The organism is Legionella navarrensis (assembly GCF_052527415.1).
Window position 1 is genome coordinate 34,371 of sequence record NZ_JBNVZR010000011.1, and the last position, 25,685, is coordinate 60,055.

Sequence of the window (25,685 nt, forward strand, 5' to 3'; positions counted from 1 at the left end):
CTCAAATTACATCGGAAGAAGCATCGTCTTCCATGTCGCTCATGCCAAAACGGCACAGGCTCTGAAAATCGCATTGCTGGCAGACCGAAAGACTGACTGGCTGCGGAGGGCAATGTCCACGTTGATACTCTTCCGCCAGCTCATGCAATGCGCTGCGCCATTGCTCGCGGTATTCCTGCCAGCTCTCACCGGCCTGGGGGCTCTTAATGCCGGGTAAGTCCTGTGCTTCCTCGCTAAAGCCCTTGCAGGTCATGTGCCCTGCCTTCAGCTCGCCGAAGAGCATGGTACTGATACGCTCATCCAAAAGAGCATATAACAATATCTGCGGTTCTTTTGGTCGCTCATCCTGCCAGGGTGAACCCACAGGCAGGGAGCTTTTATAATCAATCACCCATTTTTTATCGTTGGCCACCCTGTCCATCCTGTCCACGCGCAGATTAAAGGTAATGCCGGCCAGCTCAAGCGCATAGGACTGCTCCAGGCTTTCCACCGTAAAAGCCGGACGTTTTTTTTCCCAGTCCAGACAGGCCAGAACCAGAGCACGCAGGCGCTGACGCTCAACGGCCTGGATCAAGGGAGGAAAGGAATGCGTTCGCAGAGCCTGCCATGGCCGCAGCCCCTGCTCAATCGCCTGTTCAATTATCTGATCCAGCTCGGCCTCCGAATACGTAAACAGATGCTCCTGACGCTCAAGCTTTCGCCACACCAGTTCCATTATTCTGTGGATGATCTGCCCTCGTTCCATCTGATTTGGCCCATCCGACAAAGACAGCCCCCTTTTTGCCTGCAATCGGTATCCGGCAAAAGCACGGAATGGGCACTTGGCCTGATCGGCCAGCAGGGAGCTGCTGCCTGTCAGTGGCTCTGAAGGTAAAAACGGAATGAGATAATCTTCAGTAAAGCTTTCCAAAGCCAGTTCCGCAGGTGGAATCTGCGAGGCCCGTGCCTGATACCCCGCGAGCTCACGCAGCAGCGGACTGGGCAGATTTGGCTTGTCTTTACTTAAACGCGGGTAACTGAAGACGCTTTGCCGGCTGCTGTTTTTCAAACGGGACACGATGCGCGTGGCTAGTAGCAGCTCTCGATCCGGACAGGCATGGGGCATGGCCAGTTCACGTTGCAGACGGGCCGGAATAAAGGCCGACAGCCGTGTTTTTTGCGGTAGACAGTCGTCTGTGGTACTCATCACCCACAGGCGGTCAAAATAACAGCCTGAGGCTTCCAGAAGGCCCAGAATCTGAATGCGGGATTCGGTTTTTTGTGGCTGGAACACGGTGTTTCTGGCCAGCATGGTCAGGGTCGACAAGGCCTGAGAAAGGGTCAGGCTGGATGACAGCATGGCCAGCTGTTTCATTTCATCAAACAGAGCGAGAAAGCGGTGATAACATTGCCAGGTCGCGGAATTCAGCGAATGGTCGCCCGGAAAGCCCAGTGCATGCAGGCGTGTGGTAAACGCCTGAATCCAGTCATACACGCTGCCCTGCTTTGGATAGTCAGTCATGGCGGCGATGAGACTTGCAAGGCCTGGGGCGTAGCGTTGCAGTTCACTCAAAAACATAGCGTAATCAATACGATGCTCCTGCATGACGGCACTGTCATGCATCATCTGCGCCCGCCCCATCATTTCGCGGCTGGCATCCCCCAGATAAGGCGAAGACAGGATCAGTCGCGCCTGTTGGCTGCTGATGGATGATGATCCCAGTTCCAGCCAGGACAAGGCGTGAGCAACCAGAGGAAACTGCGTTAAGGGCTGACCAAGTGAAATATCAAAGAGCGAGGCCGGCAGATGCCGTTGCAGCAGACGCTGCAGGCGCTGCTCCTGATTCTGCAGATCAGGCACCACCACCGCAATGCGCTCATGCCCCTCAGCCAGCTGCGTCTGCAGCCAGGAGAGCAATTGCAGGCGCTCGTCATCTTCATCGCTGGCTTCGTACACAGCGGCTGATTCGTCCGTTTCATCCAGATCGAGACAGAGCACAGTGCAGCCCTGCTCCTCCAGGTAACGCTGCCACTGTTTTTGCTGTGGGGTGTAATCATCAAAGCAATACCAGACTACCGTTCCGGGCTTTATCCCGGTCTGTTGACGCTTTAGCAAATCAACCAGCTGTTCGGAGACGATCAGCTCGCGACGCTGCAACTCAGTCTGTACCTGTCGCGCCCAGTCCTGAAACTGCCTTGTCTGCGGTGTCAGTGAAAAAGCGGCCTGGTTCCAGTCCAGCTGCCATTGCAGACAGCGCCGCCAGGCTTCCTGTATTTCATCGACAAGCCCCTGATTCAGAGGCTCACCCAGATGGCTGGCTATCACACGAGTCCAGAGAAAGCGCTGCTGCTGAGCATTAATCAAAACGGGCAGCGAGTCACTGGGCCGCTGGCAGACATGCTGCCGATATACATCCTGAAGATACGTTTGCCAGGGCAGGCAACGCGGCTTCTCGAGCACCATCCCGTTCTCGGCGCGGGCAAAACGGGTGAGAATGTGACTGGACAGACGATTATTGGGTGTGATGATCGTAGCCCCTTGTTTCAGCAGGGCAAACAGCTGTTGATGTCTAGTCATCCGATTGATCACGCTGACGCTTGTTTTCTTCAATACGCTGCTGATCCACGGCAAGCAGGCCGGGCAGAAACTGTTTATTAAAATAAATGGCAGCAAGGCCGGTCAGAGGCACAAGCCACAGACCAACAATCAGGCTTATCGATAGAACCAGCATGCCATAGATTACAAAATAATCCCGCCAGTTGTGCAGGCGGGCAAAAAACGCGCTGTCAAAGAACCAGGCGTGGATCATCACCGCCAGACTAATCAGAAGAATAGCCAGTACCGCCATGACGCAGCCAATAATGAGAGAATGATACCAGAGCCTGCTTTTGGCCAGCACCGTACCAAACAGCCCACCAAGATAAGCGCCTGTGAACAGAACAAGGAACACCGAAGGAAACAGGGGCAGCTTCAGACTGTCGGTAATGGACAACAGGGTATATTTGGCAAAAATCAGAAAGCACAGCGCATAAATGGAAAAAAATACAGCGGCGGCCAGTCGCGGGCCAATCGGTTTTTCTTCCTGTTCGTCGATAGTCATTGTTATCCATAATCAGTACAAATACGGTCAGATAATTCTAGCAGATGGCTTTGCCTGTCGTCTAATCAGGCATCCGGGCTGCGTGGTAACAGACTGTACCATGTCCTGAAAGGATGGGGATTTTATGTATTTATTATAAATTATCTGTATATCAAACAATCATTAACGCGTGTTATTTTCATTTTTTTAACTACACTTAAAAGTAACAAAACAATAAACAAGGTGAGTATTTTGGATATCACGCCTTTTTTCAAACTCATGATGGAACGCAATGCCTCTGATCTGTTTTTCAGCGTTGGTACCCCGCCTCACATCAAGCTGGAAGGCGAAATGATACCAATAGGACAGGCACCCCTGAAGCCTATGCAGATGGCTGAAATTACGCAATCCATATTGAATGATGCGCAGCGAAAGGAGTTCGATGCCAATATGGAATTGAATATGGCTCTTTCGATGGAGGGGATCGGACGCTTTCGGGTCAATTTATTTCGTCAGCGCGGTCAGATAGGCATGGTTGTACGTTACATCAAACAACATGTTCCCGACCTTGAAACGCTGGGTCTGCCTCCCCTGCTGCACAGCCTGGTGATGGAACAAAGAGGGCTCATCCTCGTGGTGGGCGCCACCAGTTCGGGAAAATCGACCGCCCTGGCGTCCATGATCAATCACAGAAATAACAATTACAACGGTCATATTCTGACCATTGAAGATCCTATCGAGTATCTGTACACGCATAATAAATCGATTGTTGATCAGCGGGAAATCGGGATTGACACTCTGAATTATGAAAACGCGCTGAAAAACGCCATGCGTGAAGCCCCGGACGTTATCTTGATTGGTGAAATACGTGAACGCGAGACCATGAAGCACGCGATTGCCTACGCACAGACGGGCCATTTGTGCCTGTCAACCCTGCACGCCAATAACGCCAACCAGACCATGGAACGGATCATCAACTTTTTTCCGGAAGATGCGAAACGCCAGATCCTGGCTGATTTGTCCCTGAACCTGCGCGCGATTATTTCACTGCGCCTGATTCCTGGGCTCAACAAGAAACGCGTTCCAGCGGTTGAGGTGCTGATTAACAGCCCCTACATTGCTGACTTGATTGATAAAGGCAAGATAGAGGAAATCAAAGAGGCCATGGCAAAAAGTACCGATTTGGGTATGCAGACCTTTGATCAGGCCCTGATCAAGCTGTTTAATGAAGGAAAAATCAGCAAGGAAAACGCCATTCGCTTTGCGGATTCAAAAAACAACGTCAGTGTGCAACTGAAATTATCGGACATCGAACGCCTGCAAGGTGGGCCGGATCTGAGCATTCAAGCGGACGACAGCGACACCCTTGGGATGATGTAATCAAATATAAAATCAAGCCCGTATCAGCAATAGCAAAATCTCTGTACGGGACAAAACTCCGGTCGATCATTCCCGCGCAGGCGGGAAACTATCCAAAAGCTGGCTCCAAGTCTTATTTGACCAGGAGCCCCGCCTGCGCGGGGAGTACAAATGATGCACTGACCAGTACTTAATAGCAAAATACGGACTTCACTTACCTTACAGACTCACGTTTCCGCGAACAGGTCGCGGAAACGTAGAGAATTGAAATTTACCAGTCATAGCTGTAAATACTGGGTCCGTAATATACGCCGGCACCGTACCAGCTGCTGGTATAATCAGGCCCCCAATACGCATTGGTGCCATAGTAGTTTACGGAGGATACATACGTTCCGGTATAAGCCGGAGTGGCGTAGGTTGTTTCAACCACGGTACAACTACTCAAAGACGCCGCCAAAACCAGAGTTCCTGCAATTATTGGAAGTTTGTTCATGATGCCCATCCTGTGCCAGTCAAGTAGTTAACTTAAATTATAGTACAAAATAAATGCATGGTGTTTATTTTATACTAATTATGATTATATCATTAGCCGCAGCATGGTGTTATAATTACGATCACACTGACTTTAAATTGCATACTTTCATGCCGGCACGCATCCATATACAGGACATCCAGACAAGAGGCGCAACGCAAGCTGGGCATACGGTGTATCCCAAGGCTGTTTTTGTTCCTCAAAACAGGCGTATCATCTACAAGCTCAATAAATACGGCGACAGCAGGTTCTCTCGTCTGGAAGTCGCCTTTAATGCGCTGACCGAATTGTTTCTCCAACCAGGATTAACGGCGCCGCAGGCACTGGTAACAAACGATGAAAACCAGATAGTGGGCGTGGCATCCGCTCATCTGTTTTATTCCTCACATCAACGCGAACAGGATAACCCACGCTTTCTCAGCCTGAAGCGACGGGGCAACAGCCTCTATTTTGCCAAAAAAAGGGTGCGTGCAGCCGAAGACATACCAATCTATTTTTTCGATCAGTTTGACGCAGACCTGTTTCCCATGCTGGCCGAGGCTGAACAGAAAGGCATCATCAATCTGGACATGGAATCTCTGGCCAGTATTCTGACCACAGCCTATACCCTGGAAGAAGATGATCTGCACAAAGGGAACCTGGGATTTTACATTGTAGAGCGCGACGGCAAACCGCGGGTGATTTTTCAGACCATCGATGCGGACATGAAAATGGCAGACAGCATCATGTCCTTTATTGGCGCCCGTTTTTTCAACTGGCGCCATGGGCCAAATGCCTTCAAAATCACCGCGCGCGACCTGCTGGATTTCCCCGTCTTGCGTGATTCCGGGTTTTGGTACTGGCTTACTGAAAGACGCTACCTGATTAAGCCAAGTGATCGAAAAACCTATAGCTCGTCGGAAGTGCGGGCTTTTTCTGACATCAACCAGCGGCAGGATTTTCAACGGGCTAAATGGCTGAATTTATACAAGCACATCCTTATGCCGACGGAACTTATAAGCCAGGCAGTTTCGGCTGCTTACGATCCTGAGGTACCTGGCGAACGGGCCAATCTGGCCATGATTACTCAGGCTGTGATAGAAAGGCAGGCGCGCCTGCGCGCGGTGCTGTTATCCATGCCGGAATTTCGAGCATTTATTCAGCAAATGAGCGACACCGATCACGAGAACACAGCCATGGAAATTCTGTCCATGACACTCAAGGAAGACCAGGATTATGTTCTAGACCAGATCGATCAACGCATGCGGTGCTACCTCAACCTGCCCGTTGAACAGGGCGATACCCCGCTGCACGTTGCCATTCGTCTCGGTGAATACAGCCCGGTTATCATGAAATCATTTCGCGAGTTTGCCAATAAGGCCAATGCCCGTGGGAAAAAACCTCTGGACCTGGCAGTTGATCAGCTGAAACACGGTGGGGAGTGGTCCGAGCGCCAATCCATTCGCGCCAATCCGTCGTTCATGATTCATCACATGCTGTACAAAAATGTGCAAAAAACCCCGAGCTATAAACGGCTGGATCTCAAAACCAAGGCACAGATCAAGAACTTTCAGTTTCCAACGCAGCATCTCACAAGAGCAGCAACAGCCCAATGCGCCGACGATTTGATCGATGTGTTACGCAGCGTTGGCGAAGACACACAATTCACGCTGAAAATGAAAAAACAACTGGCCATTAGCTGCCTGCAGACCTTCATTCAGGCTCACCCCCGCCTGGACAGACGAACCCTTGTTGCACTGAAACAGGCCATCAACGGAGACATGAGGCAGGCACCAAGACCAGAGCTGCAATACATACGCCAGCTGCGCAGCCGCTTATGGCTGGTACGCACCATCCGAGGCCTGCTGGGCGGCACCGCCACTCAGGTTGCCATGGGCGACATGCTGGACCAGGCTATCCGGAAAAAGCCTCTAAAGGGTCCTGGCAATCTGTCCATGTTTCATCACCCGCAAGACGCAGACGACGTTGCGGCCACACCCGGTCACAGAACATCCCGCAAAACAAGGTAAATGCTGTGCCCTCGCCAGCTCCTGGATAGATTCCCGCCTGCGCGGTAATGACGACCCGGAGTTTTTGTCCAGTACAGAGGGCATCCCATCTTTGCAGACTTAATAAACGCTTAATCTTTGCATGGTATAATTTTGATAAATTTTCAACTTTGTGCGTTTTTTTTAACTTAAAAAACGCTAATGGAAAGCGATATGCCAGACACATCGAACAGCAGCGACGAAGACGATATCGAACTATCACACCTGTCTTCAAGCATCACCCTGTCAGAAGAATACCTTGAAATACCAGACGAAGCGCCATCCCGCGCGCAGGTTGTCAGAGACATTGCCGACTACCTGCAGCGCAGACTGGTCATGCCATCCGGCAGTGCCTTTGTGGCAGCCAACGCGCTCTATGGGATGGTTGTCACCATCATGCGAGCCTATCCCAAATCCCTACCCGCCGCCGCCCGCGGCATGGCACGTTATGAAATGCCCGCGGTGGCTGCTCCCATGGTGCTGATGGGCTCGCTGAAAGAAGCCGGTTTGGATTCCCTGCGCGTACCTCACCGTGTGGCCATGTCAGCCATGAGCGGCCTGAGCGTCACCAATTTTGTCATCCCTATGACCATGGAATTCATCACACTGGTGATCCAGGCCATCAAAGGCGAACCACGAAGCGCGGATGTGCAGATTTCAAACTGGGCCGCCTGGCCGGTGGTTCTCGCCTGCATGGCCATGGGACTGCTGCAGTCCGTTCAAAACGATTTTCTCATCACCAACAAAGAAAACCCCGGGCGTGAAAAATCAAGACTTAACCGCTTCAGCACCCACCAGGTAACCCAAACCGTTTCTGCCATACTGGACGCGGCCAGCAACATCCATAACCTGACCATGAGCGCCATGGTTGCAGCCGGCTGCGACACCGAAGCCGATATGCCTTTTTATACCCGGACAGCGCTGACCTTTGCCGCAGGTGCTGCCGGCGGCATTATCATGGGTCGCCCGGAGCGGGAAACCCGACTTGATGCGCTGTACTTTGGTCGATTGCTGAACGTGACCGGGCTGACCTCTCTGCTCATGAGCTTTACTGGAACCTTTTATGTTTCACCCAATGCAGTCAGTGTTCTGGGGCAGTCCGTCATTGATGAACAAACCGCTCTCTGGTCAGCGGTTCTCGCGCTGCCGACGCTCGTCATCATGCTGCAGTTACTGGGCTTGAAGGGACCGGCGCTGTGGCAGTCCATTACGGATACACTGAGCCGTTTAATTGAATATTTTCAAACCCCTCGCCAGGTCGATGAAATACCGGAAGCAATTTATAATGTTGACGATTTAAGTTATGATAGTGCCTCGGACAGCAGCCCGGAAGACGACCTGGATGTCGCGGCAGACGAAACAAGTCCATTAAAAACGGATAAATACGGCACAGCAGCGCTGATTATTCAGCACAGCCCCTTTTTATCGTCTCCGGTGGCAGTAAAGCGATCAATTAACAGTGAACCACTACCCCTTAACCAGAGGAACCTACCATAATGAAAAAAATTCTGCTCTCACTTCTTCTATTAACCACTACTCTCACATCCGCCTGGGCAGTGGAAAACAAATCCGCACCAGCGAGAAAAGCACCGGTTAATCTGCTGTTTGTACAAATTTCCAAAACCGGCAGCCTTACCCCGGTCGAAGGCCAGCCAGGGCAATATATTTTAAAATTGAAAGGCGTGGATGAATACGTACAGTATTTTTCCGACCGTCCTAACCGCATCACCGGCCTTTATCCCACTGCAAAATTTATCCATCAGTGGGAAGAAGGTAAAAAAGCCAGCAGCTTTAACAAAATGCCCCCCAATGCCGCCATGAGCGCCATCGAACTGCATTTATTGAAAAACAAGGTGGTGAATACAGTGGTGCAATTGTCTGAGCCATCTTACAACGCCCAGAAACGCAGTCTGACCTACAAAGTCACGATTCTGCCAGGCGCTAAGAATCAGGTCCCCATGAAACACCTGCAACACGTTGCCCTGTTCATTGACAGCTTCTGCGCCAGCTGCGTGGGTCAGGGGTTTTAAATTTTTATTATTTGAGCGCAAATAATGAAATATCGACAATTTAAGCATGAAAAACTATCTCTGCTTGGCTTTGGCTGTCTGCAAACCCGCGATCCTGATATTCTAAAAACCGCATACCAGAATGGGGTGAATTTTTTTGTCAGCGCAGAAACCTACGGCGATGAGAACCAGACAATGCTGGCTGATGCCTTTTCAGATACTGAAAAAAAGCCTTTCTTTGCGACCAAAGTTGGTATTAATTTTTCTGGCCACAGTGCGGATGAGCAGTTCATCCAAAGCCGTGATCAGATTCGGGAGTCTGTAAAAAAATGCTCAGAACTATTGAAAAAAACGCCCGTGGATTTTGTCGGCCTGCATCGACTGGATGATCTGGCCAGCCATCGGGTTTATATCCCTGGAACAGGTTACGTTTCAGCATGGGAAATAGCGCTGGATGAATTAATGAACCTGCAGGAAGCCGGCTTGATTCGCCATATCGGTTTGTCGGAACCCACCGCAGAGCAACTTGAACGCGCCCTCGCACTGACAAGGGCGCGTGGCACCACCATTGCGGCCATTGAGTCCGCGTATTCTATTGTCACAAGGCGGGCAGAAATTAACGGCGTTAAGGAGATTTGTGATCAGGAAGACATTGTTATCATGGCTTACTCATCCGTAATAAGAGGCCTGACCGATCCCCGTCTCTTGCGCATCAGCCTGGATGATTTCTCTCTCCCGGATGAGCAGTTTCAACAAAAATTCTTTGATTGCCTGGGAATGACAGGCGATATTGCTCGAGAAAATGTGGATATGTTTTCTATTGAACATATCAAACACAACGCTCGTTTGATGCTGGATTTTCACAGTCTTGCTGCCCAATACGGCGTTACACCAGCCCAGTTGTCTCTGGCCTGGATTGAGCATAAGGGGGCCATTCCAATTCCAGGCACCAATAGCCTCGACCATTTAATGGAAAATATACAATCTGTCGATTTAGTTGATTATCTGGAAAAGAGCGGAGCTTTTGAGGAGCTGGATAAGTGTTTCCCCTTCGGCACATTCTCAGGCTCACCCAATCCCCTTACCTTGTCGAAAGCGCTGGACTCGAACAATAGCGAGCTGGATTTACCCAAAGAAAGGGGCGCGGCAATGTCTTCTGATATATGATTTCAATTTTTCAGGCAGGGCAAGACCATACGCTCCGACCCCAACAGTTCTCCATCTGGCGCTTGAGACGCTTATTAATTTCCGCCAGGTACGTTATCCAGAGCGTAGCGAAGGATCTCAAATGGTTGAATACTGAGCCATGCTCAGGAGATCTTTAACTACGTTCAGGATGACGTCAGCTCATTATGTTCAATGACGGAATAAATTGATCAACAACCCGGGTGGTTACAAAATTTATATAGACAAGCCAGTTACGGGCTCATCCGCCAGGAAGGCGTTTGCCTGATCCAGATGTTCCTGCTTAATGCCACAAAAATGATTTTCTTCATACATGCTCAAAAGTTGTTGAGCAATCATCCTTGCGGCTTCGGGCTTATCATTGCTCTGCTCTTCGTACATGCTGGCAATCTGTTTATCAAAAAATACAGTCGGATCAGCCACTGATTTAGCAAAGTCCTGTTGTTTTTCGCTGGCGTAGGCATTATGTTCAGACAGGATCTCTTTTGCAAGGATTGCAGCCTGCATCGGGGAGTGGTCTTTGAGCAAATAGTTCACCTTATCCAATTTGGCTTTTATGATAGCGGTTTGGGCATCGAAATAAATATCTTTGCTCTCGAACTCATTATATAAATTATCAATGGCCATTTTAGCTTTAAAAATCGCTGCTTCAAGATCGTCAATACTATTAGTTATATTATATTGCCGTCGATGTTTTACAGACGCTATCGTGAGAAGAGCAGAACTATAAATCGTGACCCGCTCTCTGTTATTAATATATGCGCTCATGCGTTCTTCCAGCATAGTACTGGCGTTAACAGAATAATCAGGGTCATTTTTCCATAATTCAAACAAAATACTTACCAATTCAAGCTCGTATTTTAAAGCCCTTTTTGGTGAATAATGACGATCTCTGACAGCCTGTTTTTCGAGATGCATGGCAATGGAAACAGCCATAATCTGTCTGGATAACAGGAGAGAAGGTGCGTCATCTGTGCATTCCCATTGTGTATTTGCCAGATAATTCAACATCAGGCTGAGGCTGGATAACGTTTCCAGAGGAAGCAACAGCATGCGGTCGGTCTGGCCTCCTGCGATTATGGCATCAAGATCTGGCACGACGGATTTTGCCAATTCATAAGCCGCATTTAGCCACAGTAATTGTTTTTCAATTTGAAGCTCGTCAGGAAGACGGGGCTCATAAACTCCATCCTGTACGTTCATATGATTGGCGTACAGCGAGAGGATATCGATGTATTTCAGGCGATCATCCATTTGAATGATGTCTATATTACCCTGCTTGATATGTTCAGCTAATTCATCAAGCATGGCTTGTTTATCAGTTGAAACACCATTTTTGAGGTTTTTATATCTTAAGGAATACGCATGCCATTCGCTTAACTCAGGCCGCCGTACCAGACAGGACTCAAGAATTGAGGTAGTGGAATCATAATGGTAAACCTGACTGGATGAGCATCCTGCATTTGAAAAAAAAGAAAACTGGCTTTTTAACATGAAACACTCCAATAAGTAATCACAGGTTAGAATGGTAGTGATTTTGTATTCTTCCAGCTACCTGACCCAGTCTGGTAATGCACTGTTATAAAACGGATTACAAAGAACGCCATGTAGAAGCTCAAACTCCAAAAAGCCATACCCTGCCAAAATGTTGGCAGGGTACTGACTAAAATGGACCATGGTTATGGCTGGCCGGCTCGAGTGTCAAACGTGGAGACTCAGCAGGCGGCTGAAAGAAACTGATACTGCTTGATGGAGCGACTTGATCCGAAAGCAATTTCGCCGACTTTATAAGTTGTAGTTTTTCCTGATTAATTGTAAAACAGAGTGATCTTGTTTCTACTCCAAAAATAACACTTACGGACGAACCACCCTTGCACTCAACTGCACCACCAGGTAATCTTCTGGCTCTATTGATGAAATCTTTCCTCACAAGCTCATCTGATGTTGTAACGGTGAACTCCAGGTATTGAAGTACACTGCTGAATAACAGGTTATTAATGATCAACGTCGCATCATGAGTATTTGATATTTTTCCTAATGAGATGTATGTTAACGTTTTATTGCGCCTTATTAAATTAATAATCGATTGAGAGTCAAATACACAATTCGGGAAATCCAGTATTTTCAGTGATTGGTTATTGTGAAGTGCTTCAAAAATTATCTGTAAATTTTCTTTTAACCCAGAAATACCATTTAGCGACAAAGTTTCAAGCCGGCAGTCTTGATGCGATAAAAATTTAGCCAATATAAAAGTGGATTTTATGTCAACTTTACTACCTGAAATAATCAATGATTTTAATTGCCATGGCTTTCTTACAATGGAACCAAATATCGTTGATAACGACGCTGAATCCAGATTATTACCCTGAAGATCAAGAGTTTCAAGGGTCGTATTTGTTATCAAAAAATCAGCCAATGAAATTGCGCCTTTTATTTGAATTTCCGATCCATGAATACTTAGTGACTTCAGTTTGCATAAGGAATTGTTTTTTAGCGAATCAATCAGTTCTTCAGCTGCTTCGGGAGTCAGGCCTTTATTTGGAAAACGCAGGTGTTCGAGATGCTGACTGGAGCCAAGAAAGGTTGCAAGATTATGTACATCCACTCTGTCAGTAACCCGGCAATCTAATTGTTCAAGCGTTGATCGGCAGGCATGTTCAGCCAACGCTTCAAAGCAAATTTTTAACCACTCCTGTGGTTCGTAGGCAATTTGCAGTTTATGTATTGCATTGCCGGCTATTTGGACTGGGAGTAGAGCCCTCCACAATACGAGACTGAACATTACACGACTATATTTTATTTTAAACCAGGGGTTTTCAGCACAGTCAGCAATCTCCCGGGGATTACCAGCCATGGACCCGAATCGCTGGAACAGAAAGGTAACAAGATTAATATTCACTTGTTCTCGCTCTTTACTGCATGCCAGGAACAGTGCTGTATTGATTTCTCTGATAGAAGAAGGCTTATATCCTTTTTCATCAAGCAGCCATCGCACCATAAGCAGAGCATTTGCTTGCACTGCGTAATTAAAAACACTCCAGCCGGCCAGGTTTTTATCTTCCAGCGATGCACCTTTTATTACCAGAAATTTAAGCATTTCAATATTACCTTGCTGTGCTGCAAACATAACGGCTGTGCTGCCGAGCAGGCTTTGGGCATGTATATCGGCTCCGTCTGTCAATAATTGTTCAACAAGAGTTTTCTGATTGTTTATAATGGCCAACATCAGTGGTGTTTGTGAATGTTGGTCTGCTTCCACAGAAAAGCTGCTGTTATCAGGCAGCGTTTCCAGACCAAATCTTTTGGCTTTTTGGTTGTCACGAAATGCTTTCATAGCATATTCGCGCGCTGTGTGCATGGCTCTTAGTTCTTGTGTTATATAGGGGGCAAGCTCGGGATAATTGAAAGATTTTAGATCAAGGTACAGACCGAAATATCGGACTATATCGTCTTTGTCAGGTAGCTCCATCCAGCGGAAGGATCTGTCTTTGAAATAGAGTGTCATACCAAAAAAACCTGTGCATTTTCCAGTGCGAGACCAAGTGTTTTTCTCTCGATTAATATGGACGTAATCCACATTTTCACTGCTGAGAAGAGGTTCCAGCTTGCTGCTTAAATATTTTTCTCTGGTTCTATCATCAATGTGTTTATATACATGCATGAAGTCCCAGATGTTGAGAAATTTGGCGTAATTTTCGGCAATGGTCGATGCAAAAAACAACTTGTTTAACGCCTTGTTAACGACAGGCTTCTCCTCGCCATGCTGATAAAAATCAACGAAATGCTGGCATGGATAAGTCGAGGAAAAGCAATTTTTCAGCTCAACTCTGGCAATAGAAACTCGCGGCAAAACCTCTTCCATCAGGTGTAAATACGAACGACTGGATTTGGAAGATTTTAACATAATTACTCCATACAACAGATGTGAACATTGATGCAGGATGGTATTCATTTTTTATTCATCCAACTACCAGACCCGGTTGGGGGGATGCGCATGTCGGTATCCCTGATTGAAGATGCTTAATTCCGTACCGGTGTCAATACCCCACCCTACCGGGTATTATGCCCACGGTAAGTTCCGTAATATCGCCCAGATTTTAACCCAAAGGAGATGTAACAATGAACGAATGGCAAAAGAAAGCCTTCCATGAAGCGAAACTGGCGATACAACTGGCCATGAAACCGGAGTGGTTTGAGTCCGTTAAAAGAATTTCGGATGCCATCATCCGCCTGATTCCAAAGCACGATCATGAAGAAGGATTTGATCCGGCAGATTTTGAGGCACTGGAACAACGATTTGCAGGTGAGCCGCTTGCCAGGCTAAAAGCGGCTGTCTATCGAACATTTGACAAAGGAACCATGGGTGCTCTTGTCAAAGACCCAGACGGCCTGAGCTTGAAAGATGTACTGCTCGATGTTAAAACCGAGCTACAAATGAATACCAATCTGGTCACGGTGATGCATCTTCATGCGACGATGGGTTATTCTTTTGCCCGCGTTCTGCATGAAGAAAGATACACACAAATTCGCAGGATATTTGAGAAGTTCACTCGCGAATTTGAGAGCGGAAAAAGCGAATACCGACAGATTGCAATGAAAGAAAGTGACATTGTACCCATCACATGGCTTGGGATGTCTGACTCTCCGGACGTACATGAAGCAATATATAAACTCAGCGAAACGCAGCAGTTAATAAGCTGTATAAAGGCGACCTCTCATAAAAATTCGCTGCAGCGATATGCCATTGATATTGAGCATCCGGCACTGAAAGAATTTAAAGACAATCAGGCCCCTGTCATTGCAGGCCCCTCTTCGCATCTGTTAAACCTGTTAATGGCACTTGAATTATACGAAAACCTGTTTGAATTTACATTCTCAGCGCAGGAAAAGCATGAATATAGTCTGGCTTATTTCGCCTTTTTTGGCGTGGCAGGTTATCACAGTTTTCATGAAGTCATGTCGGTATCGGCACGCTGCCATGATTTGCCTTACGATATGAGCCAGTATGAAGGAAATTTACCAGAGAGTATTCAGGAAAAGATGCGCACGCAATTCAGTGCAAAAGTACTGCCATTGTACTCATTTTATTCTACGCCAGTCCCGAGTTCCAATATACCGGAATATCGGCCCGGCCCATATGACGAAGCATCGCGATCCATCGCCTCTTCCTCTTCCAGTATGTAGATTTAAGAGGCGCACAGATTGATGATCTGTGCGCCTATCCTGCTATAAGCTTATTCGAATTGATTGCGAATTGAATGATGCTAATGCGCCATCTGCTGACGAAGCATTCGACAGGCACTGATACAGCCTGGTGACATCCTGATGACGTCCCAGTAGAGGCCTGGCTTCCAGGGCGGCTCTGCTTATGTTTTGTAATTGCTCAAAGGTCTGAGCGCGTCTTAATTGTTCGACATGATGGGGTGTTTTGCTAAAAAAATAGAGAAAGCCATGGCCTTTGTCATTCCACTGACTGGATCTAATGATGGCTTTTAGCGAAGAAAATGCGTCTGGTAACGTTCTGACAGTTTCCTGCTGAAGAAGAGGCGTATTTTCAACAGATGCTTCTATAGAAACAGGCGCAGGTATCGGTGCCTCCCGTGCGGCATTGGGTCTAAGTGGAGGGCAGCTGGTATAAAGAGATTCCAGAGCGTTGTTGGTTACCTGCCTGCCGCTTAAAGCCATTTGCATGGTTCGGGAACAGGATTCAAGCAGTCTTGTTGAAACAGAGCAGGACTGTTCTCCCAATAGTTTTTTCTGCTCTATTGTACTGATATTGGCGGCGTTTGTTTGCCGAAATTGTTCCAAATCGGGATGTTCAAGCAGCGTTTTTACTTGTTTTAGAGTGATTTCATAAACAATATCCAGAGTGAAATGCTCAAGCAGCAAAGCCCCGTAAGAATCAGAAAGGTTGCCTGATAATTTCAGCTGCTCAATCTGCCCAATCAGAGCCGTATACAGTTGTTTTAAATTTTCATCAAAATCAGGGTCTTCAACATGATTTTTAATTTTATCCAGGCTGGTTGCCCACAGTGTTTCCTGACTGCTGGAACAAGGACTGGCGCATGAGCGTGCTGAACCCATGATAATCTTCTGAGACATTGATATGTTTAGAAATGAAAGACAGTCTCCAGCATGACCTGAAATGATGGCATTCAGAGCGAGAAGTGCTGTTTCAGTATCTGTTTTACCGGTTTTTTTATTTGCTATCAGCTTTTGAACACCCGCAGCGAATGTGTCTCTTAGATCTTTATATATTTTGTCAAGACCCTCGCCTGTTATCTCTGGATCAATATGTTCAATTAATCCTTTCGCTAATATCAATGCTGCTGCAAATTCAATTTCCAGCTGATCGTCACCAACAGATTTCAATCCAGTCTGTGTTGCTGCTCCAGTAGTTTGCTTAAACATTTTTTCTACCTCATTTACAGGGTTCATGTGTGTATTCAGATTTATTTTGATTCGAACAAGATGAATCAATATGTTAAATAGAAATTCGCATGAATCAAAACAAGACTCAATTGTAATAAAACAATCCAACATGGACTACCGTACTAAGTTGGGTAGTTAAGCTAATGCTGCGAAGTTAAGGAAACGGGAGCTCACCAAATCATATAAAATAACCATGTCAAAAATATGGCTTCGATCGGTCGTCCCCGCGCAGGCGTGGACCCATCTATAAGCCACACCAGTACTGGTTTTCTGGATAGATCCCCGCCCTTCCAATCAGCCTTACGTTTTTCTTGACACTCTAAGACGCCTACGTACCGCGGCTTGTCCGCGGTATCCAGTGGTTCAGCGTGAGAAGTCAGTCACCTATGGATACCGCGGACAAGCCGCGGTACGTAGGCAGTGCGAAAAATCAAGAAAAACGTAAGGCTAATTGGAAGTCCCCACCTGCGCGGGGACGACCGATCGGAGCGGGAATTGCTGTTACAACAGTAATTGCTGGATGATTTTTTGCTCAAAAACAGTATTGATTAACGCGCTTTTGGAAAACACCCCCAGTTTGTTCTTCAGGTGATCAAGATAAGATTCAATAGTCGATTGCTGCAGGTTTAAGTCGCCTGCAATTTCACCGGCATGCTGGCCTTTCAATAAGCCGGCCAGGCACTGAATTTCGCGCTTTGACAGAGAAACATCCTGATTGTGTGCTCTTATACTATACGAGCGTTTAACCAGCAGAGAATCCAGTTCCTGAGCGCTCAAACTAACCAGTAAATCAATATTTAATTGCCAGAGCCCATGCGCAAGCCTGAAAACACCAAGCACCGCAATGGTTTTGGCTGATTCATTCATAATTGGGTAAAGCGTACCAGATACCAGTCTGGTGATTTTATTTCGCTCGGGATACACCTCTTCGCAGACCACATTAGGCAAACCGGTGTCAAAGACCTGATCGTCCAGATCCGTGTAAATTTTTACTTTGCTCTTATCGCGGCAAAAATCACTGTCTTTTCTGTTAAACATCTCAGTATTTTTTTTATAACCAAACAGGCTGGCATGATTCTGGTTAACGTATTCATAAGCATAAGATTGGTTTTTTATGGTGATAAAATCAGGTGTGTTGTCTGACAGCAATGACAGCATGACCTCGCCTGGAAGCTGAATAATGCGCTTTTCAAGTATGCCTGTTAATGGGCTGTTTTTCATATTACCTGCTAAGAAAAATAGGCGTAAAATGATCCTGATTTTAACATATTGACAATTAAAAACCACCTCACCCTGATTTAATATTCTTTATAAAATAGTGCATGATGACGAATACAAAAGCGGGCGAATCTGTTCCAGCTGCTCTTCAGAGAGGCCAGCACCTGGATTGCGCTGATATTTATCGCTCAGTACTTGTCCATAGCTCTGGGCCATATCAGTCTCACCCGAACTATCCAGCGCTTTAATCAGGGAAATCATGGCATCCGCATAGGCGGGGCACGCTGTGTTTTCCAGCAGCGAGATGGCGCTTTTTGCCTGGAGCAATGCATTTGCAAGTGCGTGCTGATGCCCATGATATTCAAATTTTTCCCGATTGATATTGGATAATTCGCTAAGTATCTGGCCGATTCCCTGTTGATTGTTACGGCGAATTTCCTCGCTAAGAAACACCAGCAATATCTGCTCTGCCTGTTCGAATCGCGCGCAGTCCTGTTTGCCACATTGACGCAGAATACGGAACATCATAGCCTCAAAGATATCGGCATTATGTTTAAAGCAATCCGATTGAACGTATGGATAACCTTCGCTCAAATAAACAGCGAGCGCGAACGCAGTTCTTTGCAGAGGAAGAATCTCAGCCGCCGTTGACAGGGGTTTATAGCGTCTTGCCTTGCTTAGATCGTTCAAGAGCAGCGCAATACCCGGTGCAATAGACGTAAAGGACGCCATGGCCAGCGCGTCATCTGCTGCAACCAGACGCTCCAGATCAGGTATGAGCTGCTGTGCCAGCCTGTATGCCGCCTCCAGCCAGAACAATTGCGTCTGGCGCAACATGCCTGGATCCTGATTTGATGTTTTGATGTGTTGCAAGTGACCCGCGTAGGCCACCAGCCTTTCCATCTGGTTTATCAAATCCTGAGCACCGGTCATGCTGACGGAGATACCTTGATGAATCGACTGCGCCAATTGATTCAGATCTCTCCATTGTGCGTCAGAGAGGCGGCTCAGTTCATTGCTGAATGCCAGGCGATTGCCTTGCAGGCTATCAAGACGATCCTCACTGTTCGGATAAGCAGCCGTCAGCGGTGAGTATTCGTTCACAACAGCCGCGCGCACTACCCGGAAAAAGCGAGGCGACTTGTTCGGCATGCTCAGGTTTATTTTAAAGGGTAATTTCAAAGGCGGAAAAGGTCTTAATCCATCGAAGCGATTGTCAGGTAATCCTTGTATAAAAGGCGCAATAAAATGAATTAAATTATGCAGCAGGGGCATGTAATAATCGATATTGTCTTCCAGCAGTGCAGGATTGTTATTAGGTGCCTTGTCCAGGACCGTAAACCATTGGGGAACAAATCCTGCTGGTTTTTGAGGGCGTCTAAGCGTTAGAAAATACGATGCCTTCGCAGGCTCAGACAGTGGCACATCGAGTTCCAGACCTGTTTTCAAGAATATTTTAAGTAAAAGCAAGCGCAGATCACCGCGGCATTTGAATGCCAGTGTGACGATATTAGAGCCATCCTGGCGTGGTAAATTCAGGTTTATATAGAAAAATGGTGGTGTTTTTAAAACATATGATACGCTGTCCGATATTTTTCCTTCCAACTCACGTGATGCACCATGGATAACACGCCGTTCAATATGAAATTGATCCAGAACGTCCTCCAGTTCACTCGCCCGCTCTGCGGGTATTCCGACATGCAGTTTATATCGCGCTGTGCACAATTTCTCTCTTTCCAGCATATCCGTGTGCATTTCATATAATGAAGATATATCCGTCCGTGCTTCGGGAAACATCCTCAACAAGGTTGATTGGAGAGTCTGCAGCGACTGTGCAGAAAGAGCGAAAATATCATAATGTATAATGGACGTATTGGGCAATTTGAGCCATTCGTAAAGCAAGGATGATCCGGCGTCTTTTGTATAAAATGGTCTGATCTCAGCCTCCGGTCGCCAGTAAGCATACGGCCTGACACGCTGGCTCAGGAAAAACATATCGGCAGATGGTTTATCCTCCGCAGGTTCTGCCGTCAATAATTCCAGATGTTCCAGTTCAACCCGGTTGTCAGTGCCGAGCACAACCTGATCAAACCAGTCATTCCAGTAAAAATATTGTTTTGCGATAGAATGTTTTGCCAGCGTGGGTATGCGCTCGATGGCCTGTAAATAAGGTTGATCGGCCTTTGATAAATAGAAGAACGCATTCACCGGCAGCTTTGGGGGTACCGATAATATGTAGCTCCGCTGGCTGGAGAAATCAAAGCGAAAGGTTGTTTGCATGGCCAGCGTTAAATGCCGGCGGGCAATGGCAACCAATCCAACTGAGCCGGGGTTTGTCAACTGAGCTTCCAACCTGTCAAAACACACATCAATTTGTTCGCAATGATCAAGGTTTATCAACTCTTCAAGTTCGCAGGTTTCCGTGATGTTTTCGTTGAAGGTTTTCGAGTTCAGCCCTTTGTGAATAACTGCAATTAGTGCCCGCAATAAAACCGCATGCTCTGCCGGAGGCAGTTTTTGATAAACGGTGGGTGGATAACCATCAACCAGGTGCACAATATTAACGGTATCACCCGCTTCCGTCAGACGCTGTGCAACATAGTAGGCCAGTGTTGCCCCGAAAGAATAACCCAGCAACTGGTACGGGCCTTTCGGCTGTACCGTTTTGATGGCGTTGATGTAACGATCGGCCGCATCTTCCAGCGAGTTGGGCAGATACTCGGGGGAAAGCCTGCCGGGATCAGACAATCCATACACATTGCAGTTGTAAGTCCGTGTAAAAATGCCGGCAAATTTTTTGTAGGTAAAATAACCTTCACCCAACAACGGCGGTAAAAAGAAAAAATTATCCCGATGGGTTTCCACTTTGGAAATTGGGGCAATCTCGGCCGCACTATAATCAATAGCGACGGTGGAGGTAATGGATTTGCGCACATTTTCCAGTGTTTTTGGCGACAGGCGAACCAGGTCTTCAAAGCGATAATCGGGATTAATGCCCAGTTTTATTTCCAGATACAGGTTGCTCAGTTGAAACGAATCCCCACCGCAAAACATAAACTCCTGCTCTGGATCGGCGTGATCAAGACCAAGAATGTTGCACCATATTTTATCCACTGCGTATCCGGAATCTGTGGACGTGGCGGCTATGGAGGTCTGTGCAATATGAAAAAAATATTCATGGGCTTCATCAACTCGTTGCCTGAGTTGCTGCTGATCGATTTTTTGACTGGCTACCAGACGGGGTAGACTGTCGAGCTGGATAAAGTTTGGCACGGCCGCTGGAATCAAGTTGTCCTTGATGTATTTTTTAAATGCCTGTTTGTCGAAATCCGCCTGGTTGACAGCGACATAAGCGACCAATCTGTCCTTATCATTTTTTTGTTTGACGACCACATACACCTGAATTACATCCTGATCAAAGCCCCTGTTGTATGATTCCAACGCATCTTTGACCTCTTCGGCCTTAATTTTTTCACCCACAATTTTAACATGGGCGTTATCATCAATTCGTCCTTCTAAAACCAGGTAATCACCCTGCTCGGAAAATTTGTTTTCCGTATTAAAGGCGCGAACCTGACGACCATCCTGGGTCATGATCAGGGGAAAATTTCTTGCCGCACGCACCGGATCGTTTCTATAGCCGGGCGAGAGGTAAGGAGATTCAATATAGAGACAGCTCTCAATGAGATGGTATTTGACCTCGGCACCCCAGGGTTTTCCTATTGGTACAATCATTTTTCCGTCTTTTTCAATCAATGACAAACCATTGACGCATAACAGGCTCATACCAAAGGTGGCCTCGGTTGGGCCATAACCATTCCATAAGTTAATATCGAATGTTTCACAAAGATTTTTAAGCATTGGTGTGCAGGTGTCGCCGGTGACCATCAAATGTTTCAGGCCGGCATCAGCCATACGTTTCAGGATTATTTTTTGATAGCTGACGGATAATTGTGAGGAAATCATAGTCATGCAGGTAATTTTTTGTCGTTCGCACTGTTCTGCTATTGCGCTTAGGCTACGACGGTTGATTGAGGACATCAGTACCAGAGTCGCGCCACAGGCGAAAGCCTGAATGTAATCATAGATTCTCGCATCGTAAGCCGGGCTGCGCGTGCACAATATTCTGTCTTCGAAGTTTAATGGCAACTGACGCCTGAGCGCATCAGCCCAATAATGCAAGCCGGCACTGCCAATAGGGATCCACTTTTTATTTATGTTCGTAACCCCGGACGAAGCAACAAGGTAATTAGGAATGTCAGGGCTTCGTGTTACCTCCGGCACCAACACAGAGCTATGTTCAGGCGGATAAACGCCCGTTCTTTTCATCACAATATTGTGGGTTTGCGGAAGGTCTTCGGGTGGAATCTGGCAAGAATCGTCTAACAGAAAATGTTGAAAGCCCTGTATGGCTTTTAACTGGCCGGATGGGGCATTACTGTCAAAGGGAACGATGCTTGCGTTCAGATAATCCAGCGCAAGATGAACAAATACATACACATCTTCCTGATCGGACAGCAAGGCCACCAAATCGCCTTGTCTGACATCGTTGGCGTATAAAAAAGCAGCCCATGTTTTAACGATTTTTGCGGCTTCTGTGTAGCTTAACTCTTCGCCATTGCTGAGTATGAAGGCCAGATTGTCAGGTGTTGACTGAACTGCCTGATTAAATATTTCGAACATGTCCTACAAAACCAAGGATTACAAAAGAATCGAATTGTACCATATAAATACAATAACATCCATTGCAGGCGCAATTTAAGGTATTTAATGGGCATTTTTGTATGGCATAAAACCAGAATCCTCGCTTCCTAAGAGGAGATGCTGCACCAACTGATCCAGCGCGTACAGATACGCCGCACAGTTTTCCCGATCCTGGGGCCTAAGGTCTTCCGTTAACATCAGAACCGATAAGGCTTCATGTAAATCCTGACGCAGCCCCAAACCTGAATGTCCATCCAGCAAGGCCGTCACCCGGTTTTCCAGGCTGGACACAGCAATTCCCAGAGACTCCCCTGTTTTCCTTGCTCGCGGCTGATCCACACTTTCCAGGATGTTATTCATCGTCACGTGCAAAACCACCATCGTTTCGTGCTCGTCTTTCAGCCCCTGAATCTGTTTTTTCCGGGCTGTCATGGCTTCCAGTAAACCACGACATACCCAAAACGCCGTGATCAGATCATAAAATGGCCAGGCCTGCTTATCCGTCGCCAGGGTGTAGCGTAAATTGGACAATAATCGTTTGCGCAGGGCGTTCATTTGCCGGCGCAGCAAGGTGACCATGTTGGTACGCCAGAATACATTAGCCACTAGAAAACTGGATACAATACCGATCACCACCCCACCCAGGCGCTCCATGGCCGGAACCATGGTCAAAGGCGGGCCACCGGCCTGTGCCATGGCAATAACCAGAGCAAAATTCGCCTGCAAACCAATATAGGCGTAATTTACCTGTTTGAAGGAAAACAAACTGAATGCCCAGACAGACAGAAAAATAACCAAAAGAAATAAATACAAATTCAGCGGAAAGAAAAACAGGGTAACAAACGCCACGCCGCCGCCGAGAATACAACCGAGCAAACGAAAGGCACTGATATTGTGCATTTCATATAGATTTTTACGAATGGAAATAACGATGCTGCTGACGATGCCATTCAAGCCACCTGGCCAGTTGCTCAGCAGCCAGAAGGCCAGAGCAAGAATCGCGGCTAACCCGGCTTTAATGCTGTGAATAATCACATCCGGATCCATGCGCAGCTGCTGTTGCGCTGAGATCGCCTGCCGAATCGGTGCAGGCTTGATCCCAGTCATCAAACGATTGCGCAGGTGGCATAGCAAAGCCGTCATCTGCCGCAAAAAATGAGCAACCAATAAACTGTTTTGCTGCTCGCTGACCGACAAATCGCGCAGCTGCGCCAGTTGTTCGTCAAAATCGGCCAGCGCCACACCGCTTCGCGAAGCCGGCGCAGTAAGAGACTCTCGATAAAAAAGCGCTTTCACGTCGGCAAAATCCTGACGAATCAGAGTCAGACAAGACGCCAGCGGCAAACGATTATCCGGAGCACCGATCGCCGCAACAGTGTTGGATGACAGAAAATAGCCGATGGCGCGACTGGCGTTATAGCAGGAATCCAGCAAAAAACGATGCCGCTCCATGATATCCCGATTATAGGCCACTTCGTGTCGCATAAATCCAACCATATCCTGGGCTTTGCGCACGCTTTTTTTCAGCTGTAGATTGTCCTTAGTCATGGCGGGTAACACACTCGTGTCACCGTTCACCAGTAAGGCCTGTAACTTGAGCAGCAAGGCGTCTATTGCCTTGAAAATGCTGTTAACCTCTTTAACAACGCTGTCTTCTATTCGATTGGGGAAGACGCAGAACGCAAAGGCAGCGGATACCACAACCCCCAGGCAAATCTCGATCGGACGCCAGACGGCTACCCAGAAAGACTGGCTGGGATCTATCGCCAGCTCAGCGATGACAATAAATCCACCGATGGCACCCAGCAGCCAGGCATAGGCGTATTGGCTGAAGTTGTAATAATAAACCGCGATGGCAACCAGGAAAAAGCTTATAAGAAAATACAGAAGAAAGCTGTTCGCAATGTATTTGGCGATAAAAAATCCGAACCAGGCACCGATAATGGTGCCCAATACGCGCATAATGGCCTTGTCGATGATGCTGCCGGTGTATAAATTGGCGACAACTACTACGGTCATTCCGGCCCAGTAGGGCTTATCTGTGTGCAGGGCAAAGGCAATTAAAATCGCCGTGATCGCAGCCAGTGCAGTGCGCAGAGCCGCGCGGTTTTCCAGTGTTTTCGGCAGGAGCAACACCTGGTCACCGATACGTGATGGTGGTAGCGGTAGCGCCTATTCTCAGCGGGTAGGCCGGATCCAGTTCATCAAACACAATGCGGACTGGAAATCGCTGCGCGATTTTAATCCAGTCTTCGGTGGCTTCCAGATAAACGAGCGTAGACTGAGCGACGTTACCGGACTGCACACGATTAATGCCCCAGCCCACGCTTTCCACGTGTCCTTTAAATACTTTGCCTGGGTACATATCCAGCATGATTTTGGCAGGATCACCAGGTTTTATCAGGCGAATGGCCGTTTCCCGGTAGCGGGTCACCACCCACCAGTGTTTTTTTTCAATCAGAGCAAACAGGCCCTGCCCTACCGCAATATATTGACCGTGACGCAGATTAAAATTGGTCACGAAGCCATCTGTTGGTGCATACACCGTGCTGTGATCATAATCGTAGCGGGCTTTATCGCGTACGGCCATGGCTGCCAGCACTTCGTTGTCATCGAGGTTGCGCTGTGCAATGTTCAGTGCCTGGTTGGCGGCCAGCAGCTGGGCTTCCTGTTCCTTGACTTTTGCTTCGATATCCAGCAGTTTGATTTCGGGCATCGCGCCCTCAGTGGTCAGTTTCTGGTATCGTTTTAAATGCTGGAGGCTGAGGGTGAGAGCGGATTGACTCTGTTTCAGCCGTTCTTCAGCGATAACCACGTTATATTTGTCATTTTCGTAGCTGATTCTCGCCAGTTTCAGATCAGCTTCGGCTTTACGCAGCGCGTATAGATAGGGCCGGGGATCGATTTCTATCAGCTTGTCGCCGCGCTTTACGGCCTGATTTTCCCGCACGTAGATATGGCTGATGGGTCCTGAAACCTGGGCTGCCATATTGATGAAATTAGCCGAAACATAGGAGTCGTCTGAACGCGTATCGTAATAGGCGAAATAGCGGTAGGCGGCAAAGCCGAGCACAATGATCAGCAAGGTGATCACCTGTGGCCAGTATTGAAACGACGCCAGGCGTTCTCGAGAGATAAACCTCATTCAGTACATTATCCT

At 47.5% G+C, this 25,685-nt stretch carries 16 protein-coding genes; 6 read left to right on the forward strand and 10 right to left on the reverse strand.

The annotated features are described in order from the left end of the window. Position 1 precedes the first annotated feature (1 nt). Positions 2-2,557, reverse strand: coding sequence for a PD-(D/E)XK nuclease family protein (locus ACQUTA_RS07980; protein ID WP_444987706.1), 2,556 nt, complete (start codon positions 2,555-2,557; stop codon positions 2-4). Then, entirely contained in the window at positions 2,550-3,080 is a 531-nt protein-coding gene (locus ACQUTA_RS07985; protein ID WP_444987707.1) for a hypothetical protein, read from the reverse strand. Before ACQUTA_RS07985 ends, ACQUTA_RS07980 begins: the two co-directional genes overlap by 8 nt. Positions 3,081-3,311: 231 nt before the next feature. On the opposite strand from ACQUTA_RS07985, the gene ACQUTA_RS07990 reads away from it, so the two are divergent. Then, positions 3,312-4,439, forward strand: a complete 1,128-nt coding sequence (locus tag ACQUTA_RS07990) for a PilT/PilU family type 4a pilus ATPase (protein WP_444987708.1) — start codon at positions 3,312-3,314, stop codon at positions 4,437-4,439. A 250-nt stretch (positions 4,440-4,689) separates the two neighbouring features. On the opposite strand, the gene ACQUTA_RS07995 is transcribed toward ACQUTA_RS07990, so the two are convergent. Next, positions 4,690-4,911 (reverse strand): hypothetical protein, encoded by a 222-nt coding sequence (locus ACQUTA_RS07995; RefSeq protein WP_444987709.1) that lies wholly within the window; start codon positions 4,909-4,911, stop codon positions 4,690-4,692. A gap of 149 nt (positions 4,912-5,060) precedes the next feature. Here ACQUTA_RS07995 and ankK point away from each other — a divergent pair, with 149 nt between their 5' ends. From ankK to ACQUTA_RS08015, 4 genes are all read left to right on the forward strand, one after another. Further along, on the forward strand, positions 5,061-6,959 hold the full coding sequence (gene ankK, locus ACQUTA_RS08000) for a Dot/Icm T4SS effector AnkK/LegA5 (protein ID WP_444987710.1): 1,899 nt from the start codon (positions 5,061-5,063) through the stop codon (positions 6,957-6,959). A gap of 192 nt (positions 6,960-7,151) precedes the next feature. Continuing rightward, positions 7,152-8,474, forward strand: coding sequence for a hypothetical protein (locus ACQUTA_RS08005; RefSeq protein WP_444987711.1), 1,323 nt, complete (start codon positions 7,152-7,154; stop codon positions 8,472-8,474). Next, on the forward strand, positions 8,474-9,007 hold the full coding sequence (locus ACQUTA_RS08010; protein ID WP_444987712.1) for a hypothetical protein: 534 nt from the start codon (positions 8,474-8,476) through the stop codon (positions 9,005-9,007). The genes ACQUTA_RS08005 and ACQUTA_RS08010 overlap by 1 nt, the downstream gene beginning before the upstream one ends. Positions 9,008-9,031: 24 nt before the next feature. Beyond that, positions 9,032-10,153 (forward strand): aldo/keto reductase, encoded by a 1,122-nt coding sequence (locus tag ACQUTA_RS08015; protein WP_444987713.1) that lies wholly within the window; start codon positions 9,032-9,034, stop codon positions 10,151-10,153. Positions 10,154-10,387: 234 nt separating this feature from the next. On the opposite strand, the gene ACQUTA_RS08020 is transcribed toward ACQUTA_RS08015, so the two are convergent. Together ACQUTA_RS08020 and ACQUTA_RS08025 are read right to left on the reverse strand one after the other, a co-directional pair. Further along, a complete protein-coding gene (locus ACQUTA_RS08020; RefSeq protein WP_444987714.1) occupies positions 10,388-11,479 on the reverse strand; it encodes a hypothetical protein in 1,092 nt (363 codons plus the stop codon). 355 nt (positions 11,480-11,834) lie between these two features. Then, positions 11,835-14,075, reverse strand: a complete 2,241-nt coding sequence (locus ACQUTA_RS08025) for an ankyrin repeat domain-containing protein (protein WP_444987715.1) — start codon at positions 14,073-14,075, stop codon at positions 11,835-11,837. Positions 14,076-14,290: 215 nt separating this feature from the next. Between ACQUTA_RS08025 and ACQUTA_RS08030 the strand changes: the two genes are divergently transcribed. Then, a complete protein-coding gene (locus tag ACQUTA_RS08030; protein ID WP_444987716.1) occupies positions 14,291-15,355 on the forward strand; it encodes a hypothetical protein in 1,065 nt (354 codons plus the stop codon). Positions 15,356-15,397: 42 nt separating this feature from the next. Here ACQUTA_RS08030 and ACQUTA_RS08035 read toward each other — a convergent pair whose 3' ends face one another. The 5 genes from ACQUTA_RS08035 to ACQUTA_RS08055 all read right to left on the reverse strand — a co-directional run bounded on the left by ACQUTA_RS08035 (position 15,398) and on the right by ACQUTA_RS08055 (position 25,670). Further along, positions 15,398-16,582 (reverse strand): hypothetical protein, encoded by a 1,185-nt coding sequence (locus tag ACQUTA_RS08035; protein ID WP_444987717.1) that lies wholly within the window; start codon positions 16,580-16,582, stop codon positions 15,398-15,400. 522 nt (positions 16,583-17,104) lie between these two features. After that, the gene (locus ACQUTA_RS08040) at positions 17,105-17,824 is read right to left on the reverse strand and encodes a LuxR C-terminal-related transcriptional regulator (RefSeq protein ID WP_444987718.1); all 720 of its coding nucleotides are present in this window, start codon (positions 17,822-17,824) and stop codon (positions 17,105-17,107) included. 87 nt (positions 17,825-17,911) lie between these two features. Continuing rightward, entirely contained in the window at positions 17,912-22,504 is a 4,593-nt protein-coding gene (locus tag ACQUTA_RS08045; protein ID WP_444987719.1) for a non-ribosomal peptide synthetase, read from the reverse strand. An 84-nt stretch (positions 22,505-22,588) separates the two neighbouring features. Continuing rightward, the gene (locus ACQUTA_RS08050; protein WP_444987720.1) at positions 22,589-24,661 is read right to left on the reverse strand and encodes an FUSC family protein; all 2,073 of its coding nucleotides are present in this window, start codon (positions 24,659-24,661) and stop codon (positions 22,589-22,591) included. A gap of 4 nt (positions 24,662-24,665) precedes the next feature. Next, the gene (locus tag ACQUTA_RS08055) at positions 24,666-25,670 is read right to left on the reverse strand and encodes an HlyD family secretion protein (protein ID WP_444987721.1); all 1,005 of its coding nucleotides are present in this window, start codon (positions 25,668-25,670) and stop codon (positions 24,666-24,668) included. Between the last annotated feature and the right edge of the window lie 15 nt (positions 25,671-25,685).

Coding starts and splice junctions, on each gene's coding strand:
- ACQUTA_RS07980 (WP_444987706.1), bottom strand. CDS start 2,557: ATGACTAGACATCAACAGCTGTTTGCCCTGCTGAAACAAGGGGCTACG.
- ACQUTA_RS07985 (WP_444987707.1), bottom strand. CDS start 3,080: ATGACTATCGACGAACAGGAAGAAAAACCGATTGGCCCGCGACTGGCC.
- ACQUTA_RS07995 (WP_444987709.1), bottom strand. CDS start 4,911: ATGAACAAACTTCCAATAATTGCAGGAACTCTGGTTTTGGCGGCGTCT.
- ankK (WP_444987710.1), top strand. CDS start 5,061: ATGCCGGCACGCATCCATATACAGGACATCCAGACAAGAGGCGCAACG.
- ACQUTA_RS08005 (WP_444987711.1), top strand. CDS start 7,152: ATGCCAGACACATCGAACAGCAGCGACGAAGACGATATCGAACTATCA.
- ACQUTA_RS08010 (WP_444987712.1), top strand. CDS start 8,474: ATGAAAAAAATTCTGCTCTCACTTCTTCTATTAACCACTACTCTCACA.
- ACQUTA_RS08015 (WP_444987713.1), top strand. CDS start 9,032: ATGAAATATCGACAATTTAAGCATGAAAAACTATCTCTGCTTGGCTTT.
- ACQUTA_RS08020 (WP_444987714.1), bottom strand. CDS start 11,479: ATGCTTGATGAATTAGCTGAACATATCAAGCAGGGTAATATAGACATC.
- ACQUTA_RS08025 (WP_444987715.1), bottom strand. CDS start 14,075: ATGTTAAAATCTTCCAAATCCAGTCGTTCGTATTTACACCTGATGGAA.
- ACQUTA_RS08030 (WP_444987716.1), top strand. CDS start 14,291: ATGAACGAATGGCAAAAGAAAGCCTTCCATGAAGCGAAACTGGCGATA.
- ACQUTA_RS08035 (WP_444987717.1), bottom strand. CDS start 16,582: ATGTTTAAGCAAACTACTGGAGCAGCAACACAGACTGGATTGAAATCT.
- ACQUTA_RS08040 (WP_444987718.1), bottom strand. CDS start 17,824: ATGAAAAACAGCCCATTAACAGGCATACTTGAAAAGCGCATTATTCAG.
- ACQUTA_RS08045 (WP_444987719.1), bottom strand. CDS start 22,504: ATGTTCGAAATATTTAATCAGGCAGTTCAGTCAACACCTGACAATCTG.
- ACQUTA_RS08055 (WP_444987721.1), bottom strand. CDS start 25,670: ATGAGGTTTATCTCTCGAGAACGCCTGGCGTCGTTTCAATACTGGCCA.